Annotated in this window: 13 protein-coding genes; 10 read left to right on the top strand and 3 right to left on the bottom strand. The window is 58.1% G+C overall.

Features of this window, described 5'->3' with window-relative positions; all coding sequences use genetic code 11:
* The first annotated feature begins 108 nt into the window (after positions 1-108).
* Positions 109-1,632 (top strand): polyphosphate:AMP phosphotransferase, encoded by a 1,524-nt coding sequence (gene pap / locus PMI01S_RS16650; protein WP_084321079.1) that lies wholly within the window; start codon positions 109-111, stop codon positions 1,630-1,632.
* Between the two features lie 101 nt (positions 1,633-1,733).
* The gene (locus tag PMI01S_RS16655; RefSeq protein WP_084321080.1) at positions 1,734-2,918 is read left to right on the top strand and encodes a thiolase family protein; all 1,185 of its coding nucleotides are present in this window, start codon (positions 1,734-1,736) and stop codon (positions 2,916-2,918) included.
* Positions 2,919-3,077: 159 nt separating this feature from the next.
* Here the strand turns inward: PMI01S_RS16655 and PMI01S_RS16660 are convergent, their stop codons facing one another.
* Entirely contained in the window at positions 3,078-3,272 is a 195-nt protein-coding gene (locus tag PMI01S_RS16660) for a DUF6316 family protein (protein ID WP_084321081.1), read from the bottom strand.
* Positions 3,273-3,473: 201 nt separating this feature from the next.
* Here PMI01S_RS16660 and PMI01S_RS16665 point away from each other — a divergent pair, with 201 nt between their 5' ends.
* Positions 3,474-4,433 carry a DMT family transporter gene (locus PMI01S_RS16665; RefSeq protein ID WP_084321082.1) on the top strand — a complete coding sequence of 320 codons (960 nt, stop codon included), beginning with the start codon at positions 3,474-3,476 and terminating at the stop codon, positions 4,431-4,433.
* Between the two features lie 122 nt (positions 4,434-4,555).
* Here PMI01S_RS16665 and PMI01S_RS16670 read toward each other — a convergent pair whose 3' ends face one another.
* On the bottom strand, positions 4,556-5,950 hold the full coding sequence (locus PMI01S_RS16670; protein WP_084321083.1) for a class II fumarate hydratase: 1,395 nt from the start codon (positions 5,948-5,950) through the stop codon (positions 4,556-4,558).
* Positions 5,951-6,142: 192 nt separating this feature from the next.
* Here PMI01S_RS16670 and PMI01S_RS16675 point away from each other — a divergent pair, with 192 nt between their 5' ends.
* From PMI01S_RS16675 to PMI01S_RS16695, 5 genes are all read left to right on the top strand, one after another.
* Complete coding sequence (locus tag PMI01S_RS16675) at positions 6,143-6,670, top strand: DUF2059 domain-containing protein (protein ID WP_084321084.1); 528 nt, start codon at positions 6,143-6,145, stop codon at positions 6,668-6,670.
* 12 nt (positions 6,671-6,682) lie between these two features.
* Positions 6,683-6,976 (top strand): BolA family protein, encoded by a 294-nt coding sequence (locus PMI01S_RS16680; RefSeq protein WP_084321085.1) that lies wholly within the window; start codon positions 6,683-6,685, stop codon positions 6,974-6,976.
* A 189-nt stretch (positions 6,977-7,165) separates the two neighbouring features.
* A complete protein-coding gene (trhO, locus tag PMI01S_RS16685; RefSeq protein ID WP_084321086.1) occupies positions 7,166-8,107 on the top strand; it encodes an oxygen-dependent tRNA uridine(34) hydroxylase TrhO in 942 nt (313 codons plus the stop codon).
* 3 nt (positions 8,108-8,110) lie between these two features.
* The gene (locus PMI01S_RS16690) at positions 8,111-8,749 is read left to right on the top strand and encodes a DsbA family protein (protein ID WP_084321087.1); all 639 of its coding nucleotides are present in this window, start codon (positions 8,111-8,113) and stop codon (positions 8,747-8,749) included.
* A complete protein-coding gene (locus PMI01S_RS16695) occupies positions 8,742-10,559 on the top strand; it encodes an ABC transporter ATP-binding protein (protein ID WP_084321088.1) in 1,818 nt (605 codons plus the stop codon). Before PMI01S_RS16690 ends, PMI01S_RS16695 begins: the two co-directional genes overlap by 8 nt.
* A gap of 14 nt (positions 10,560-10,573) precedes the next feature.
* On the opposite strand, the gene PMI01S_RS16700 is transcribed toward PMI01S_RS16695, so the two are convergent.
* Positions 10,574-15,226 carry a deaminase domain-containing protein gene (locus PMI01S_RS16700; RefSeq protein ID WP_084321089.1) on the bottom strand — a complete coding sequence of 1,551 codons (4,653 nt, stop codon included), beginning with the start codon at positions 15,224-15,226 and terminating at the stop codon, positions 10,574-10,576.
* 290 nt (positions 15,227-15,516) lie between these two features.
* On the opposite strand from PMI01S_RS16700, the gene PMI01S_RS16705 reads away from it, so the two are divergent.
* Both PMI01S_RS16705 and PMI01S_RS16710 read left to right on the top strand, forming a co-directional pair.
* The gene (locus PMI01S_RS16705) at positions 15,517-17,976 is read left to right on the top strand and encodes an EAL domain-containing protein (protein WP_084321090.1); all 2,460 of its coding nucleotides are present in this window, start codon (positions 15,517-15,519) and stop codon (positions 17,974-17,976) included.
* A gap of 45 nt (positions 17,977-18,021) precedes the next feature.
* Complete coding sequence (locus tag PMI01S_RS16710) at positions 18,022-18,816, top strand: iron-containing redox enzyme family protein (protein WP_084321091.1); 795 nt, start codon at positions 18,022-18,024, stop codon at positions 18,814-18,816.
* Positions 18,817-18,873 lie beyond the last annotated feature (57 nt).

Consider the following 18,873-nt stretch of genomic DNA (forward strand, 5'->3'; position numbering starts at 1 on the left):
AGGGCGCGGAATACAGCCTTGCCACACAGGCCGGAAAAACAGGGATTTTTCTCTGCTGGCTATGGCCCAATCCGCTAGTCTTGCCACAATCTGGAAAGGGAGCCCTCCATGTTCGAATCTGCTGAAATCGGTCACGTCATCGACAAAGAAACCTATGAAGCCGAGGTGCCGGCGCTGCGTGAGGCGCTGCTCGAGGCGCAGTTCGAGCTTCAGCAGCAAAAACGTTTTCCGGTGATCATTTTGATCAACGGCATCGAAGGTGCCGGCAAGGGCGAGACGGTGAAACTGCTCAATGAGTGGATGGACCCGCGGCTGATCGAGGTGCGCACCTTCGATCAGCAGACCGACGAAGAACTGGCGCGGCCACCGGCCTGGCGTTACTGGCGGATGCTCCCGGCCACGGGGCGCATGGGGATTTTTTTCGGCAACTGGTACAGCCAGATGCTGCAGGCCCGGGTTCATGGCGTGATCAAGGAACCCAGGCTCGATCAGAGCATCAACGGTGCCGAACGCCTGGAAAAGATGTTGTGTGACGAAGGCGCGCTGATCTTCAAGTTCTGGTTTCACCTCTCGAAAAAGCAAATGAAGGACCGCCTCAAGGCCCTGGCCGACGATCCTCTGCACAGCTGGCGCATCAGCCCGCTGGACTGGCAGCAATCGCAGACCTACGACAAGTTCGTGAAATACGGCGAACGCATCTTGCGCCGCACCAGCCGTGACTACGCACCGTGGCATGTGATCGCCGGAATGGACCCGCGCTATCGGAGCCTGGCGGTCGGCAAGATTCTGCTCGAAGGCCTGCAAGGCGCCTTGAAAAGACCGACGATTCACCCGGATAAAGTCAGCGCCGCGCCCTTGGCCAGCAGCGTCGATCAGGTCAACCTGCTCGACAGCCTCGACTTGACCCTGCATCTGGACAAGGACGATTACGAAGAGCAACTGATCACCGAACAGGCGCGGTTATCGGGATTGATGCGCGACAAACGCATGCGCCGCCACGCCTTGATTGCGGTGTTCGAAGGCAACGATGCCGCCGGCAAAGGCGGGGCGATACGCCGGGTTGCGGCGGCACTTGACCCGCGCCAGTACAGCATCGTGCCGATTGCCGCACCCACCGAGGAGGAGCGGGCACACCCGTACATGTGGCGTTTCTGGCGGCATATTCCGGCGCGGTCCAAATTCACGGTGTTTGACCGTTCCTGGTATGGCCGGGTGCTGGTGGAGCGCGTCGAAGGCTTTTGCAGCCCGGCGGACTGGCTGCGCGCCTACAGTGAAATCAACGACTTCGAAGAGCAGATCGCCGACGCCGGGGTGATCGTGGTCAAGTTCTGGCTGGCCATCGATAAAGAAACGCAAATGGAGCGCTTCGAGGAGCGCGAGCAGATTCCCTTCAAGCGCTTCAAGATTACCGAAGATGACTGGCGCAATCGGGAAAAGTGGGATGCCTACCGAGCTGCGGTTAGCGACATGGTCGACCGCACCAGTACCGAGATTTCGCCCTGGACCCTGGTGGAGGCCAACGACAAGCGCTGGGCGCGGGTCAAGGTCTTGCGCACCCTCAACCAGGCGCTGGAAGAGGCGTTCGTAAAGTCCGACAAGCAAGAGAAGAAGCTGAAAAAACTCAAGGGGTGAGCCGATGGCTGCGCATACGCGGGGTGAATGATTGTCGCGACCGGTTACCGGTGGACTTATGCTCGGTCCACTCTCAACCCATAACAACAATGAGGTATGCCATGCGTGAAGTGGTGATCGTCGACAGCGTGCGGACCGGCCTGGCCAAGTCCTTTCGCGGCAAGTTCAACCAGACCCGTCCGGACGACATGGCGGCTCACTGCGTCAATGCACTGCTGACACGCTCGGGCATCGACCCGGCCAGCGTTGAAGATTGCATCGTCGGTGCCGGCTCCAACGAAGGCGCCCAAGGCTACAACATCGGCCGCAACGTCGCGGTGCTGTCGCGCCTGGGCACCGGCACTGCCGGCATGACCCTCAACCGTTTCTGCTCATCGGGTTTGCAGGCGATTGCCATTGCCGCCAACCAGATCGCTTCCGGTTGCAGCGACATCATCGTCGCCGGTGGCGTCGAGTCCATCAGCCTGACCATGAAAAGCGTCAACACCGACAACCTGATCAACCCGCTGCTGAAAGAGCAGGTGCCGGGCATCTACTTCCCTATGGGCCAGACCGCCGAAATCGTTGCCCGTCGTTACAACGTCAGCCGCGAAGAACAGGACCTGTACGCCCTGCAAAGTCAGCAACGTACCGCTCAGGCGCAGACCGCCGGGCTGTTCGACGACGAAATCGTGCCGATGGCGGTGAAGTACCGCGTTGAAGACAAGTCCACCGGGCAGGTGCAAATCCTCGACGGCATCGTCGATCGCGACGACTGCAATCGCCCGGACACTACGCTGGAAAGCCTGGCAGGATTGAAACCGGTGTTTTCCGAAGACGGTTCGGTCACGGCCGGCAACTCGTCGCAGCTGTCCGATGGTGCGTCGATGACGCTGGTGATGAGCCTGGAGAAAGCGCTGGAACTGGGACTGAAGCCGAAGGCGTTCTTTCGCGGTTTCACCGTGGCAGGTTGCGAACCGGATGAAATGGGCATCGGCCCGGTGTTCTCGGTGCCGAAGTTGCTCAAGGCCAAGGGTTTGCAGGTGGCCGACATTGACCTGTGGGAGCTCAACGAGGCATTCGCTTCGCAATGCCTGTACAGCCGCAACCGGCTGGGGATCGATAACGAGAAGTACAACGTCAATGGCGGCTCGATTTCCATCGGTCACCCGTTCGGCATGACCGGGTCGCGTCAGGTCGGGCATCTTGTGCGGGAATTGCAGCGGCGGAATTTGCGTTACGGCATCGTCACTATGTGCGTGGGTGGCGGGATGGGGGCGACCGGGTTGTTTGAAGCGGTGCGTTAAGCCTTAAGGGCTTGTGGTGATTGTTATATCGCCTTCGCGAGCAAGTCGGATCGCCGCACCGCCGCTCCCACATTCGACCGAGTTCTCCCATAGGAATACGGTCGAATGTGGGAGCGGCGGTGCGGCGATCCGACTTGCTCGCGAAGGCAGCGCCTCGGTCTATCGACTGGCGCTCAAAAGCTGCATCCGCGCAATATAAGCCTCAATCTCCCGCGCAGCCGCCTCCGGGTTTTCAAACGGCCCCTCCAGCGTGTTTTCCCGGGTGCTGAAATACAACTCCCCGTTTACCCGACACATCCGGTCGCTGCGAAAGTGCGTGGCGGGGGCGATGTCCTGGGCGCGCATGCCATACATGGCGGTCTCCTGAAGGTGGGAAGATCCAATGAGCTTATGCATGAACCGCTTACAGCGCCTGGCCAACCGATCGACGGCATATCGCCAATTTATCGCTGCGACCCACACAGTTTCATTTGCGTCTGCTCGCCAACTGTCCCTGTGTGCCAGACGCCGCTGAGCCTAGAATGACGATTCTTGCCATCTGGCTTTGGGGTACGCATGCACATTTCATCCGGTCGCTGGGTTTACGGTCTGTTCCTGGCCTTGTTGACCGCGTTGTTGTGGGGAATCCTGCCGATCAAACTCAAGCAAGTGCTGCTGGTGATGGACCCGGTCACGGTGACCTGGTATCGGCTGATGGTGTCCGGCGGGTGCCTGTTCATTTACCTGGCCGCCACCGGACGCCTGCCGAGCCGCAAGGTGCTCGGGCCTCGCGGTGGCTGGCTGGTACTGATGGCGGTGCTCGGCCTGGTGGGCAACTACGTGTTGTATTTGATGGGCCTGAACCTGCTCAGCCCCGGCACCGCGCAACTGGTAGTGCAGATGGGCCCGATCATGTTGCTGATCGCCAGCCTGTTTGTGTTCAAGGAACGCTTCAGCGTGGGGCAGGGCATTGGCCTGCTGGTGCTGCTGATTGGTTTCGGGCTGTTTTTCAATCAGCGTCTGGCCGAGTTGCTCACCTCGCTGACTGACTACACGGCGGGTGTGCTGCTGGTGTTGCTGGCGTCCACGGTCTGGACGTTCTACGCCCTGGGGCAGAAGCAATTGCTGACGGTGTGGAATTCATTGCAGGTGATGATGGTGATCTATCTGTTCTGCGGGCTGTTGCTTACGCCGTGGGTGCATCCGCTGGAAGCGTTGCAACTGACTCCGCTGCAGGGCTGGCTGTTGCTGGCGTGCTGCATGAACACGCTGGTTGCATATGGTGCGTTTGCCGAAGCGCTGGCGCACTGGGAAGCCTCGCGGGTGAGTGCGACGTTGGCGATCACGCCGTTGGTGACGTTTGCGGCCGTCGCCATGGCGGCCTGGTTGTGGCCGGATTATGTGCATGCCGAGACGATCAATGGTCTGGGATATGGCGGGGCGGTGCTGGTGGTGCTGGGATCGGCGCTGGTGGCGTTGGGGCCGTCAATCATCGCTGGGCTCAAGGCCCGAAAGGTTCGGATGGCGGCAGGGTAATCCGCGTCATCGTTCTTCGCGAGCAAGCCCGCTCCCACATTTGACCGCATTCCTCTGTGGGAACTCGGTTAAACGTGGGAGCGGGCTTGCTCGCGATGGGAGGCGTTCAGGCACTAAAAAACTCAGCCCTTGGCCCCAGCCTCAAGCATATTCTCCGGCCTTACCCACGCATCGAACTGTTCATCCGTCAGATACCCCAACTGCAACGCCGCCTCCCGCAAGGTCAGCCCTTCGGCGTAGGCCTTCTTGGCAATCTCCGCCGACTTGTCATACCCGATATGCGGGTTCAGCGCCGTCACCAGCATCAACCCGCGTTCCAGATGTTCAGCCATTTTCTCGGCATCCGGTTCCAGGCCGGCGATGCAATGCTGCTGAAAGTTGCTGCAGCCATCGCCCAGCAAGCGGATCGATTGCAGCAGGTTGTGGATGATCACCGGTTTGAACACGTTCAGTTGCAGATGCCCCTGGCTCGCAGCGAAACCGATGGCAACGTCGTTGCCCAACACCTGACACGCCAGCATCGACAACGCTTCGCACTGGGTAGGGTTGACCTTGCCGGGCATGATCGAGCTGCCGGGTTCGTTGGCCGGCAATTTCACTTCGGCAAAACCGGCACGCGGCCCGGAACCCAGCAGGCGCAGGTCGTTGGCGATTTTCATCAGGGTCACGGCCAGGGTTTTCAGCGCGCCGGACAACGTGGTCAGCGGCTCATGGCCCGCCAGTGCGGCGAATTTGTTGGGTGCGGTGACAAACGGCAGGCCGGAGAGCGCGGCCAGCTCGGAGGCGATCGCTTCGCCAAAACCGTGTGGTGAGTTCAGACCGGTGCCAACCGCGGTGCCGCCCTGGGCCAGTTCACACACGGCGGGCAAGGCGCTGCGGATCGCTCGTTCGGCGTAGTCCAGTTGCGCGATGAACGCCGAGAGTTCCTGGCCGAAGGTGATCGGCGTGGCGTCCATCATGTGCGTGCGACCGGTCTTGACCAGTTTCATATGGCGCGCGGACAACTCGGCCAGGCCACCCGACAGCTCGCTGATCGCCGGCAGCAAATGTTGCTGCACCGCCTGAGCGGCGGCGATGTGCATCGCGGTGGGGAAGCAGTCGTTGGAGCTCTGCGAGCGGTTGACGTGATCGTTGGGGTGCACCGGCGACTTGCCGCCGCGCGGGTTGCCGGCCAGTTCGTTGGCACGCCCGGCGATCACTTCGTTGACGTTCATGTTGCTTTGGGTGCCGCTGCCGGTTTGCCAGACCACCAGCGGGAACTGGTCGTCATGGTTGCCGTCGAGCACTTCGTCAGCGGCCTGTTCGATCAGTCGGGCGATGTCGGCCGGCAGGTCGCCATTGCGGTCATTGACCCGCGCTGCGGCCTTCTTGATCAACGCCAGCCCATGCAGCACCGCCAGCGGCATACGCTCGTTGCCAATGGCGAAGTTAATCAGCGAGCGTTGCGTCTGAGCGCCCCAGTAGGCCTCATCCGGCACTTCCACCTCGCCAAGGCTGTCGGTCTCGATACGGCTCATCATGCACACTCCTGTCAGTCTGATAGCGCAGTTTAGGCCGTGATCCCCGGCCGTGGTTCCATCGGTCAGTATTTTGACCATTCAACCCCTCTAATTCAGGCCCGACAAGGCTTGGGGTTGAGTGACACACTTTTTTAGGCGCAGAATGGACGCCCTTGGGGTTTTACCTCGCCTGCTAGAAAAGGAAACTCGATGACTCGTCTTCGTGCCATCTGTACCGCGGTTGCACTGGTTTGCGCCAGCGGCCCTGTTTTTGCCGATACCGCCAGCCACAACGCCAGTGCCGAAGCTTTCCTGACCCTGGCGCACGCTGACAAGTTGGGCACTCCGGTGTACATGCAAGTGCAGCAAATGTTCGCTCAGCGCTTTGAACAGACCAAAGCCCCTGAATCGAAAAAAGCCTTGCTGGAAACCTACCAGGCCAAGGCCAACGCCGCTCTGGACGCAGCCATTGGCTGGAACAAGCTGAAGCCGGACATGGTCAAGCTGTACACCACCAACTTCAGCGAATCCGAGCTGAAAGACTTGGTCGCGTTCTACCAGTCGCCACTGGGCAAGAAAGTCCTGGAAAAAATGCCGCAGCTGACTCAGCAATCGGCCCAGATGACCCAAGCCAAGCTTGAAAGCGCGGTGCCTGTGGTCAACAAATTGCTGGCTGACATGACCAATGAGCTGGATCCCAAGGCTAACGCCGCTGCTCCAGCCAAGAAAAAGCCTTAAGCGGAGCCGGGTATGACCATGCAACAACGCATCGAATCGACGCTGGGTCTGTTACAGCCCGAGCACCTGCAAGTGCTGGATGAAAGCCATATGCACAGTCGTGGGTTGCAAACCCATTACAAGGCGGTGGTGGTCAGCCAGCAGTTCGAAGGGCTCAACCGCGTCAAGCGTCACCAGAAAGTCTACGGCACGCTCGGCGAGCTGATGGGCGAATTCCATGCGTTGGCGCTGCATACCTACACGCCTGAGGAATGGGCTCAGATCGACGCGGCTCCGGCCTCGCCGACCTGTGCTGGCGGACACTAGTACTAATGCCACGCAACTTGTAGAGCCGGCTTGCTGGCGATGGCGATTTCGCAGACGCCATCGCCAGCAAGCCGGCTCCTACAGGGATTCGTATATTTTTGCTAGAATCCGCAACGCGCCGCTTACCCGGCGCGTTTTTTTTCGCATCCGGTTCACCCCTTACGAGGGTAGCCACCTGGAGAATCACCCATGACACAACAGATTGTCGTGGCGGCACTGTATAAGTTCGTCACCCTGGAAAACTACGTCGACCTGCGCGAGCCCCTGCTGCAGGCGATGGTCGACAACGGCATCAAAGGCACGCTGCTGATCGCCGAAGAAGGCATCAACGGCACCGTGTCCGGCAGCCGCGAAGGCATCGACGGGCTGATGGCCTGGCTCAAGAACGACCCGCGCATGGACGACATCGACCACAAAGAGTCGTACTGCGACGAGCAGCCGTTCTACCGCACCAAAGTCAAACTCAAGAAAGAAATCGTCACCCTCGGCGTCGAAGGCGTAGACCCGAACAAAAAGGTCGGCACCTATGTGGATCCGCAGAACTGGAACGCCCTGATCAGCGATCCTGAAGTGCTGTTGATCGACACCCGCAACGACTACGAAGTCTCGATCGGCACCTTTGAAGGCGCCATCGATCCGAAGACCACCAGTTTTCGTGAATTCCCCGATTACATCAAAGCCAACTTCGACCCTGCCGTGCACAAGAAAGTCGCGATGTTCTGCACCGGCGGCATTCGTTGCGAAAAGGCTTCGAGCTACATGCTCAGCCAGGGTTTCGACGAGGTCTATCACCTCAAGGGCGGCATTCTGAAGTACCTCGAAGAGGTGCCGCAGGAAGAAACCAAGTGGCAGGGCGACTGCTTCGTCTTCGATAACCGCGTGACCGTGCGCCATGACCTCAGCGAAGGCGACTACGATCAGTGTCACGCCTGTCGTACGCCGGTGAGCGTCGAAGACCGCGCGTCCGAGCACTACGTGGCTGGCATCAGCTGCCCGCATTGCTGGGATAAGCTGAGCGAGAAGACCCGTCGCAGCGCCATCGATCGGCAAAAGCAGATCGAGCTGGCCAAGGCTCGCAACATGCCTCACCCGATCGGCTACAACTACAAGCAAACCCCTTCCGAGGCTTGAACCATGTCTGCTCGCCGCCTGCTCTATGTGATGGACCCGATGTGTTCCTGGTGCTGGGGCTTTGCGCCGGTGGCCAACGCGCTGGTCGAACAGGCGCAAGCGGCGGGGGTGGATGTGCATCTGGTGGTGGGCGGTTTGCGCACCGGCAGTGGTTCGGCGCTGGAGCCGACCACCCGGCGCTACATTCTTGAACATTGGCAGGCGGTCACCGAGGCCACCGGTCAACCGTTCAAGATCGAAGGCGCATTGCCGGATGGCTTTGTGTACGACACCGAACCCGCCTGTCGGGCGTTGGTGACGGCGCGTGGCCTGGCACCGGATTGCGCCTGGAAACTGCTCGGTCTGATCCAGCATGCGTTTTATGCAGAGGGCCGTGATGTCACCCACGCCAGTGTGCTGGTGGAACTGGCAGAAAAGGCCGGTTTGCCGCGCATCGAGTTCGCGGCTGCGTTCGACCGTGCCGATCAACATGCCGCGACAGCGGCCGATTTTACCTGGGTGCAGGACCTCGGCATCGCCGGTTTCCCCACCTTGCTGGCTGAGCGTGATGGTCAATTGGCGTTGTTGACCAATGGCTATCAGCCTCTGAGCGTCCTCTCACCGCTGCTCGGCCGCTGGCTGGAGCGCGCTGCCTGTGCATGACCAGCCTGACGACACCGCCAGCGCTACACGTGTCGACCGCCTGAGCTGGGCGGAAATCCGCCGACTGGCCCTGCATCACAAGAAATCACTGTGGATCGCCAACGGCGTGGCCGTGCTGGCAACGTTGTGCAGCGTGCCGATCCCCTTGCTTTTGCCGTTGCTGGTGGATGAAGTGCTGCTGGGTCATGGCGATGCCGCGCTGAAAGTCATGAACCTCGCGCTACCCGAAGGCTGGCAGAAAGCGGCGGGCTACATCGGCCTGATGCTGCTGGTGACCTTGTTGCTTCGCTGTGGCGCCTTGCTGTTCAACGTGGTGCAGGCGAAGTTGTTTGCGGCGCTGGCCAAAGACATCGTCTACCGCATTCGCATACGGCTGATCGAACGGCTCAAGCGCATCTCGCTGGGCGAGTACGAAAGCCTGGGCAGCGGCACGGTCACCACGCACCTGGTGACTGACCTCGATACGCTGGACAAATTCGTCGGCGAAACCCTCAGCCGTTTCCTCGTGGCCATGCTGACGCTGGTCGGTACGGCGAGCATTCTGATCTGGATGCACTGGAAACTGGCGTTGCTGATCATGCTGTTCAACCCGTTGGTGATCTACGCCACGGTGTTGTTGGGCAAGCGGGTCAAACACCTGAAGAAACTCGAGAACGACAGCACCTCGCGCTTCACTCAAGCGTTAACCGAAACCCTCGATTCCATCCAGGAAGTGCGCGCCGGCAACCGTCAGGGCTTCTTCCTCGGGCGCCTCGGCCAGCGGGCGCGAGAGGTCCGTGATTACGCGGTGACTTCGCAGTGGAAAACCGATGCCTCGAACCGTGCCAGCGGTTTGCTGTTCCAGTTCGGCATCGATATTTTCCGCGCCGCCGCCATGCTCACGGTGTTGTTCTCCGACCTGTCCATCGGCCAGATGCTCGCGGTGTTCAGCTACCTGTGGTTCATGATCGGCCCGGTGGAACAGCTGCTGAATCTGCAATACGCCTATTACGCCGCCGGTGGTGCTCTATCGCGGATCAACGAGCTACTGGCAAGGGCCGATGAGCCGGAATATCCGGGCGGCGTCGACCCGTTCAACGGTCGCGAAACCGTCGGCATCGAGGTTCAGGGATTGAGTTTCGGTTATGGCGACGAGCTGGTGCTGAACCAGATGAACCTGTCCATCGCTCCCGGTGAAAAAGTCGCGATTGTCGGCGCCAGCGGCGGTGGTAAAAGTACCTTGGTGCAATTGCTGCTGGGCCTGTACACGCCACTCGCCGGGACGATTCGTTTTGGCGGTTCGACCCAGCAGGAAATCGGTCTGGAAACGGTTCGTGAGAATGTCGCCGTGGTTCTGCAACACCCGGCGCTGTTCAACGACACCATTCGTGCCAACCTGACCATGGGCCGTGAGCGCAGCGACGAAGCCTGCTGGCAGGCACTGGAAATTGCGCAACTGGACAACACGGTTCGGGAATTGGCCAACGGTCTGGACAGTATCGTCGGGCGTTCCGGCGTGCGATTGTCCGGCGGCCAGCGCCAGCGCCTGGCGATTGCACGGATGGTGCTGGCCGAACCGAAAGTGGTGATCCTCGACGAGGCCACCTCGGCGCTGGACGCCGCCACCGAATACAACCTGCACCAGGCGTTGGCGCGGTTCCTGAGCCACCGCACCACGCTGATCATTGCCCATCGGTTGTCGGCAGTGAAGCAGGCCGACCGCGTGCTGGTGTTCGATGGCGGGCAGATTGCCGAGGATGGCGACCACCAGCAACTGATTGCCGATGGTGGTTTGTACGCCAAGCTGTATGGGCATTTGCAGCAGCACTGATCAGTGCCGCGCGGCTACTTCCAGATCACGTTCAAGGCCTCCGGACTGCCGTCATAACCGAATTGCTTCATGACGATTGAACACGAATCGCACGGGGCCATGGTGGTGGCGATGGTGATTGACTCAAGCTCCTGAGAGTCCGGATATTTCTGGCGTATGACGCCGATGAGTTTGCTCTCGGTGTCCAGTGAAGTAGGGCGTTGGGTGAGTTCGGGGGTGTATTTCTCGACGTCTTTGATCGTGTGCGGAATCGCTCGCAACTTGCCGGAAGCGGACACGCTCAGCGATGTCTGCGGGAAGTGGGCACCGTGATCAATGTTGAAATAGCTCGTGCCGTCGATGATCACCTCGTTCGAGTCTCTGCTTCTGGAAAACAATGGCAGGTAATGGGTGTCACCTTGTCTGCCGGAAACGCTGACATAAACCTCCCGAATGCCCTGTCTTGTCTTGATTTCCGCGAATGCAACATTCCGCGGCTTGCCCAATTCACTACTATGAATGGCGCTGATGCGTTGCTGTAATTCCAACATGACGCCATCGATTTTCAACGCCTTCGGCCCGCCCTGAACCGACGATTCCAGGGTGATGACGGTTTTCTGAAACAGTGTATTGATTACTTGCGCTGTCGTTTCACGGACACTTTCCGGAGCATTCCTGGACGCTGACCAGGTCGTTGCGCCATCGGTGGAGTGCCTGACGATCATTCTGGTCGAGTGATCGAACAGCACGGCCTCGCCGGGGCTGGTATCGACCTTGATCAACTTGAGCGTATCAGGCGGATTGGCAGGGCCTCCGATGGGAATGGCGATGTTGTCCATCGCTTGTAGAGCGCGCTCAACCCGACCCACACCATAAATCCTCGCCATGTTGTTGGCATTCAACGACCCGGTGTACACCACCATCAACTCGCGACGCAGTTCGGCGGGCAAGGTTGACGCTTGCTTGAAGGTCAGTGCGTTACGCAGGCTTTGCCCATTTGCCAGTTCGGCAACGTAAAAATCCCCCGCATCAAGACGTGTGAAAACATACCGTTTCGAACCGTCTATGGAGTCCACGATGATGGCTCCGGAGTGGAAGGTATCGGTGACACCTTTTTCGGTCACGTTGACTTTGACACGCCCGTAAATGCCTTTGCGAAACTCCATCGTCGCGTCGAGTGTTGTGTGAGTGGCCAACGAAAATTTTGTCAGGGGGGCATCGGCAGCGCCTGGTGTGTAAATTCTGTCGCCAAACCAGGTGGCCCATCCCTTGGTTTCATCGAACGTACCGACTGCGGGTGTCGGGGCCGGGTCTCGCGTCACATAACTGGTCGTGCACACGTCTGCTCCCGGTGCGCGCCGTGGCCGGCAAGGTATCGACTTCAGCGAATCACTCATGTCAATCAAGTCAGCGCGGCGTAGCGTGTCACCCTCCAGCCGGTACGGTACGTCATCGATAAACAGCGTTGTCCGGCCGTCCACTTCAAGCACTTCGCGTACGTGGCGAGTCTTGGCCAGCTCCACAACCGATTGCTGGTTGCGGCCTTCCAGAGGGCGGTAGTGCGATTGCCCGGGTGAGAAGTCACTGGCGCGAGTTGTTAACGGAGGACCATAGGGCTTGGAGGACAATGGATCGACCAGACGCCAGTCGGTCTTGCCAGAGGCGCCGATGTTGCGTATTTGCACATCGTCTATGCCTTTGATGCTGGCTAACTGATCTCCCAGCGTTGCAGGCTTCCAGCGTCCGGCATCATACAACTGCGGCAAGCTGCGCACATACTCGTAGTAGCGGATTGTTCCCATGAAATCGTTGAAGTTGAACGTGACGGCTTTGTAAATGTACCGCACTGCTTTTCCCAGTCCTTTGAGCAGCGCCGGAATAATCTCAAGCGGGTTCAAGGCTTGCAGCGTCGATACCAGCAGCGTTTTTGTCAGCGTTGCAAATGAAGGAAGCGTTGCGCGTGTGGCCAGCCGGCCTGCGTTGTTGATCAGTCTGACCGAACCCGTGACGAATTTGCCAATGGGGATCGCGAACGAAATCACGTCAAAAAACAGGCCGACTATACCCAGCGCGATGCGGTTCTTGTCGCCTGACATCAGGTCTTCGACAGGGCCCCAGAACGGTACAAACTTCTTTGCGAGCTGGAGTGTCTTTCTACGTCGAGCTTCTTCGAGTTCAAACTTGGTCTGTCCCTTCGCAAGCGTGCGCAACTTTTGCGGGTCAACGAACAGGAGTTCGGTTGCTATGTGACGGCTGATATCCATTGAACGGCTGGACGACAGGGTTAATGGGGCGCGCCGATGTTGGTCTGTGATCTCGGAACTGGCGCTGAGAGACGGTGGCAGCTGATCGATGATGGCCTCGCAGAAGGCCGTTGCCTTGGGCAGGGTGCCGTTCGAATGCGCGTCCCAGTCGAAGGGTAAATGCCTGTCGCGGATGACATCAACATAGGCCCCATTGGAGGTGGTTGCCATCGCTCCGATCCGGGGAATCAACAACGTCGCATCAAAATTTTCGAGTCGACGTATCACCCCGGCTTTCGGAAAAAGCTCGTAAAAAGTGCTGACGGAAACGGCGGCTTCGTCCCCGGTGGGCTCGTTTGTTTGGGTCGCTTGCAGTATCACGCCGTTGCGCGCTCTGAGCGGCAACGTAATGTTGGGCGTCTCGTCCTTGGCGGCGACTTTGCGGGTTTCTTTGCGCAGGCTGTAAATCTTGACTTCACCCACCTCCAGCGCCAGGCGGTCGGCATGCGGAAGTGAAGTTAACAGCGTTCTGATCAATGTCTGGTAGGCCGTTGTTATCTTTTCCAGATACCGCTTGAAGGCGTCGTCAAACAGCGCAGGGACATCGGGGATTTCGGTAAACGGTGACAGGACTTTTTGACGACCTTCAACGCTAGGGCCGGGAACCGGCCACGGCCGATCGGCTATTAAGTACCGGTCCTTGTCCATCCTGATCCATTTCGGACTTAAGGTCTCGCCGTCGGCTTCAGTCACAATCCATATTTTCTGATCGTCGAACATACCGGACGCCAAGACATCGGCGAACGAGTAATACTTGTATTCCTTATCCCTGAGTGGCGGTGTGTCGCGAAAGCCGATCGAAGCCAACTCGTCATACCTGGCCAGTTTGCGTCCGTCGGTATTGAAGGCTTCGGTTCCGAACAGTGTTTGTACTTCAGCCTTGGCAATGGACAGCCGTTTGGGGGGCTCTTCATTGATCCGGATAACCGCTTGATTGACCTCGTTCGAGTGTTTTTCCAGTTCGGAGCAGGCTCGTTCGATGTCGGCTTGCGTGTAACCTTCGAGTTTTTTTTGCGGGATGAAACCATGGGTGACGGCCCAATCCAGTGTTGGAAGCAGCCTGGTGCGACTGAGGAGGTTCAATTCTTCCGTCGTTGCCACTTCGGCCCGGTACATGGGCAAGTTGACCAACTGCTGGAAGCTCAGCCTGTCCAGCAATTCGGGGGCTACGGCTTTGACGAAATTGACTCCATTGAGGAAATTGACCCAGACAGCCGTGCTCCGGTAGGCAAGATCCGCCTGAATATCGCGGACACGAAATTCAAAGGGGAATCGGGACAAAAACAACCGCGAAATGACCACGGCCTCTTTGTCCGACGATGCCAGTTTTGACGTGAGTAAATGGGCTTCAAATGCCTCGCGGATAGCCTGGTAGCTCTTTCCCCAATTCTCGTGAGTTTGCCAGTCGTAACCAGCGATCAAGTCGCTGGAATCCAGGGTTTGTGCACAAAGCCAATGCTGCAGCGCGTTGGCTATCAGTCTGGTGCGAATGTAAGGAGAAGTCTCTTCACCGGTTCTTCCGCCGTACCAATCCATTGTCGTCAGTAAGGTGTTTCCCAGTTTTTGAGCCTCCGCGCTCTGCAGTATTTTTTCGAGGTACACACTCGGCGTTGCGCGTACTTGTTCAATCGTTGCGTTAGAAAGAACGTCCTTGGCAAGGTACGCCAACGGTGAAGTAACGTTCTCCGGCAGAAATTGATTAACCGCATCGACTATTTCGGAGCTGGCCCGGCCTCTATGGAGTAACTGCGTATCGACTGGAGTGTCAGCTTGTTGGATAGTCGCGAATGTTTCCGGATCCTTTTCTGTGGGAAGGGACTTCAGATCAAGGGCTTCAAACTCGTCCTCCAGTCTCAAGCGATGGCTGGAGATTCTGTCTCGAACGACCTTTATCGTGGCCTGAACTTTTTGCGGATCTCTCGAAGTCAATGCAATGCCGTAAAAGACGCACATTCTTTCGAAGCCAATGGTGCGGTTTGAATTCAACACTCCGCCCAGTAATGCTGCTGCCCGCTCAATCCGCAGTTTCAGAGGCTGCCATTTGGCGTGTTCGGTCAACTCCAGCGTGACTTTATGTCCTGTGTTTTTCCAAGTCTGGTAGACATACTTGCCTTCCGTGAACGCGACGGATAGATCACCGTGTTTTATTTCAAGCCTTGTGCACATATCGATGTAATCCCGATCGCGCAGCACTTGCCATAACGCTTTTAATCCGTCTGCGCTCACCTTGGTGATTGGTGAAAAAGGTTTTAGTGACAAAACGGGCCAAAGGATATTTACCGGTGTTTCGCGCAGGGTTGCGAGCAGAAGTTCGTAATCCTCCAGTTGGCCTGCATGTAACTCAGCCTCGGAGGGTGACGGCGGGTTTGAAGTGTTCGATTGCATGTAATCGCTTCTCTTGGTTGTCGGTTGATTTGCACATCGCTCTGATGGGATGGCGTCGTTGGCCGATTTCAAGTGAAAACAAACAGTAGAGAGCGGTACATAGTTAGGTGATGGCGGTTTTGCTCCAGGAACTGTGTCGCGCGGTGTGTCTGCGTCTCAATGAAAACCGTTATTTACTGGCACTTGCCCATAGAAAGGGCTTCCCGCTTGCCGGGATCGAGAACGCACCCTAGTCTAGCTGTAGCGATCACGTTGGATGATGATCTGGCTGTGCTAAAACAAGGGACCTCATGAATCAAGCGCGTACTCTCGGAACGCCACGGTTGTTGGGCATCGTCTGGCCATTTATCGCCGTCGTGCTGTTTCAGGCGCTGCTGGGCGGTGTCAGCCTGTACGTTCTGTCGGCGGTGCGCGGCTACGTTGCCGGCGAAAGCCTCTGGTCCAAGGGCCAGAAAGACGCCATCTATTACCTCAATCTCTACGCGGACAGTCACGACGAGACGATATTCAGCAAATACAAGAACGCGATTGCCGTGCCTCAGGGGGGCCATGAATTGCGTGTGGCGCTGGATCATCAGCCGCCGAAATTAGACGCCGCGCGCGTGGCGATCCTCAAGGGCGGCAACCACCCGGATGACATCAATAGTGTGATCTGGCTGTACCTGAATTTCCGGCACTTCAGTTACCACGAGAAAGCCATTGACCTCTGGCGGGTGGGCGACGCGTATCTGGTGCAACTCGATGACATCGCTCAGGAAATGCGTCAGCGCATCACCACCGACCAGGCCACCGATGCCGATATCAGGCGCTGGAAGGATCAGATATTCGTCATCAACGAAAGTGTGACACCGGCGGCGAAGGCCTTCAGCGATGCCTTGGGCGAAGGCTCGCGGATGATCCTGCGGCTGTTGCTGGCGATCAACCTCGCCACCGCGCTGGGCTTGATTGTCCTGGCCCTGATGCGCACGCACAAACTGCTCAAGCAGCGCCATGCATTCGCCGATGCACTTCAGTTGGAAAAAGAACGTGCGCAAATCACCCTGCAATCAATTGGCGATGGCGTGATCACCACCAATGTCGACGGCGCAATTGCCTACATGAACCCGGCCGCCGAGGCGTTGACGCACTGGAAGGCTGAGCAGGCGACAGGTTTGCCCCTGGCAGCGCTGTTCAATCTGCTGGACGAAAACGCCCAGGCCGATGGCTTTACGCTGATCGAACACATCCTCAGTGGTCAGCTCAGCGGTGGCAGCGAACATTCCAAATTGATTCAGCGCCTGGATGGCAGCACGGTGTCGGTCACACTGGTCGGCGCGCCGATCCGCAATGCCGGCAAGGTCAGCGGCACCGTGCTGGTGTTGCACGACATGACCCAGGAGCGGCAATACATCGCCAATTTGTCCTGGCAGGCGACCCATGATGCCTTGACCGGTCTCGCCAACCGCCGCGAATTCGAATATCGCCTGGAACAGGTGCTGCATAACCTGGCGCGGCAGCCGGGGCGTCATGCGCTGATGTTCCTCGATCTGGATCAGTTCAAGCTGGTCAACGATACCTGCGGCCACGCGGCGGGAGACGAATTGCTGCGGCATATCTGTGCGCTGTTGCAATCGGGTTTGCGCGAGGGCGATACCCTGGCGCGACTGGGCGGCGACGAGTTTGGCATTCTGCTGGAGAACTGTTCGCCGGAAGCGGCAGAGAAAATCGCCGAGGGGCTGCGCCAGACCGTGCAGAACCTGCATTTCGTCTGGAAGGGCCGGCCGTTCGTGACCACCGTGAGCATCGGGCTGGTGCATATCACTCAGCAGCCCACCACCCTCGAAACATCGCTGCGCGCCGCTGACATGGCGTGTTACATGGCCAAGGAAAAAGGCCGCAACCGGGTTCAGGTCTATCACGCCGACGACTCGGAACTCTCCCTGCGCTTCGGTGAGATGGCTTGGGTGCAGCGCCTGCACATGGCGCTGGAGGAAGACCGTTTTTGTCTGTACGCCCAGGAAATTGCGGCCCTTGGACATGTCGAACAAGGCGGCGGGCATATTGAAATTCTGCTGCGCCTGCATGACGAAGCCGGGCGCATGATATTGCCCGACAGTTTCATTCCGGCAGCGGAACGTTATGGCCTGATGACTTCGCTTGATCGTTGGGTTGTGCAGAATGTTTTCAAGATCATTGCCCAATGTATAGCGGAGAAACATAAAGGGCCGTTGGCAATGTGTGCGATTAATCTGTCAGGCACAACTATCGGAGATGAGGCGTTCCTGGACTTCCTGCGTCAACAGTTCATTACTTACTCCATACCGCCTGAAATGATTTGTTTTGAAATCACTGAAACCAGCGCAATTTCCAATCTTGGAAGTGCAATTCGATTTATTAATGAACTCAAAGGCTTAGGCTGCCATTTTTCGCTGGATGACTTTTGCGCCGGAATGTCCTCATTCGCTTACTTGAAACATTTGCCTGTAGACTTCCTGAAGATCGACGGGAGTTTCGTAAAGGATATGCTGGACGACCCGATTAACCGCGCCATGGTCGAAGTGATCAATCACATCGGTCATGTCATGGGTAAACGCACGATTGCCGAGTTTGTTGAAACACCCCAGATCGAGCAGGCATTGCTGGAGATCGGGGTGGATTACGCTCAAGGGTATGTGATTGAACGCCCGCATCTGTTTACCTGCGATAGTCTGCAAAGTCGTCCTGCCAGGCCTCAGCCTTTGTTGTTCAAGGCACCTGGCACGTTCCGTTGAAATCTCCTGCTGATCCTTACAATCACAATCAAAAGGAACCCGACAGTGATCGAGACATTCAACCGAACCGGCCCCCTCATGGAAGCTGCAAGTTATCCCGCCTGGGCTCAGCAACTGATCCAGGATTGCAGCGAGAGTAAACGCCGGGTTGTAGAGCACGAACTGTACAGGCGCATGCGAGATAACAAACTCAGCGCAAAGACCATGCGCAACTACCTCATTGGTGGTTGGCCGGTGGTCGAGCAGTTCGCGTTATACATGGCACAGAACCTGACCAAGACCCGTTTTGCCCGCCATCCCGGCGAGGACATGGCGCGTCGCTGGTTGATGCGCAACATCCGGGTGGAATTGAACCACGCCGATTACTGGGTGCACTGGAGTCGCGCTCACGGTGTGAGCCTGGAAGATCTGCAGGCGCAAAAGGTATCCCCTGAACTTCATGCCTTGAGTCACTGGTGCTGGCACACCAGTTCGTCGGATTCGCTGATCGTTGCCATTGCCGCCACCAACTACGCCATTGAAGGCGCGACAGGTGAGTGGTCGGCGCTGGTCTGTTCCAATGGTGTCTACGCGGCCGCGTTCCCCGAAGAGGATCGCAAGCGGGCCATGAAGTGGCTGAAGATGCATGCCCAGTACGACGATGCCCATCCATGGGAAGCGCTGGAAATCATCTGCACGCTGGCAGGCATGAACCCGGGCAAGTCCTTGCAGGCAGAGTTGCGTCAGGCGGTGTGCAAAAGCTACGACTACATGTTCCTGTTCCTGGAGCGCTGCATGCAGCTTGAATATGTGGAGAAGGCTCCGGTCATGCGTGAGCGCATGGCGCTGGCTGAAAGCTGATCCTTTTTCCATGCCATTAAAAAGCCCGCTCCCCGGGTATCGCCAGGGGAGCGGGCT

Origin of the sequence: Pseudomonas migulae NBRC 103157 (genome assembly GCF_002091715.1) — a bacterium.
Taxonomy (GTDB): Bacteria; Pseudomonadota; Gammaproteobacteria; order Pseudomonadales; family Pseudomonadaceae; genus Aquipseudomonas; species Aquipseudomonas migulae_A.

What these genes read in the sequence shown, in the direction of transcription:
- pap (WP_084321079.1), top strand. Translation starts at nt 109, where the DNA reads ATGTTCGAATCTGCTGAAATCGGTCACGTCATCGACAAAGAAACCTAT.
- PMI01S_RS16655 (WP_084321080.1), top strand. Translation starts at nt 1,734, where the DNA reads ATGCGTGAAGTGGTGATCGTCGACAGCGTGCGGACCGGCCTGGCCAAG.
- PMI01S_RS16660 (WP_084321081.1), bottom strand. Translation starts at nt 3,272, where the DNA reads ATGTATGGCATGCGCGCCCAGGACATCGCCCCCGCCACGCACTTTCGC.
- PMI01S_RS16665 (WP_084321082.1), top strand. Translation starts at nt 3,474, where the DNA reads ATGCACATTTCATCCGGTCGCTGGGTTTACGGTCTGTTCCTGGCCTTG.
- PMI01S_RS16670 (WP_084321083.1), bottom strand. Translation starts at nt 5,950, where the DNA reads ATGAGCCGTATCGAGACCGACAGCCTTGGCGAGGTGGAAGTGCCGGAT.
- PMI01S_RS16675 (WP_084321084.1), top strand. Translation starts at nt 6,143, where the DNA reads ATGACTCGTCTTCGTGCCATCTGTACCGCGGTTGCACTGGTTTGCGCC.
- PMI01S_RS16680 (WP_084321085.1), top strand. Translation starts at nt 6,683, where the DNA reads ATGACCATGCAACAACGCATCGAATCGACGCTGGGTCTGTTACAGCCC.
- trhO (WP_084321086.1), top strand. Translation starts at nt 7,166, where the DNA reads ATGACACAACAGATTGTCGTGGCGGCACTGTATAAGTTCGTCACCCTG.
- PMI01S_RS16690 (WP_084321087.1), top strand. Translation starts at nt 8,111, where the DNA reads ATGTCTGCTCGCCGCCTGCTCTATGTGATGGACCCGATGTGTTCCTGG.
- PMI01S_RS16700 (WP_084321089.1), bottom strand. Translation starts at nt 15,226, where the DNA reads ATGCAATCGAACACTTCAAACCCGCCGTCACCCTCCGAGGCTGAGTTA.
- PMI01S_RS16705 (WP_084321090.1), top strand. Translation starts at nt 15,517, where the DNA reads ATGAATCAAGCGCGTACTCTCGGAACGCCACGGTTGTTGGGCATCGTC.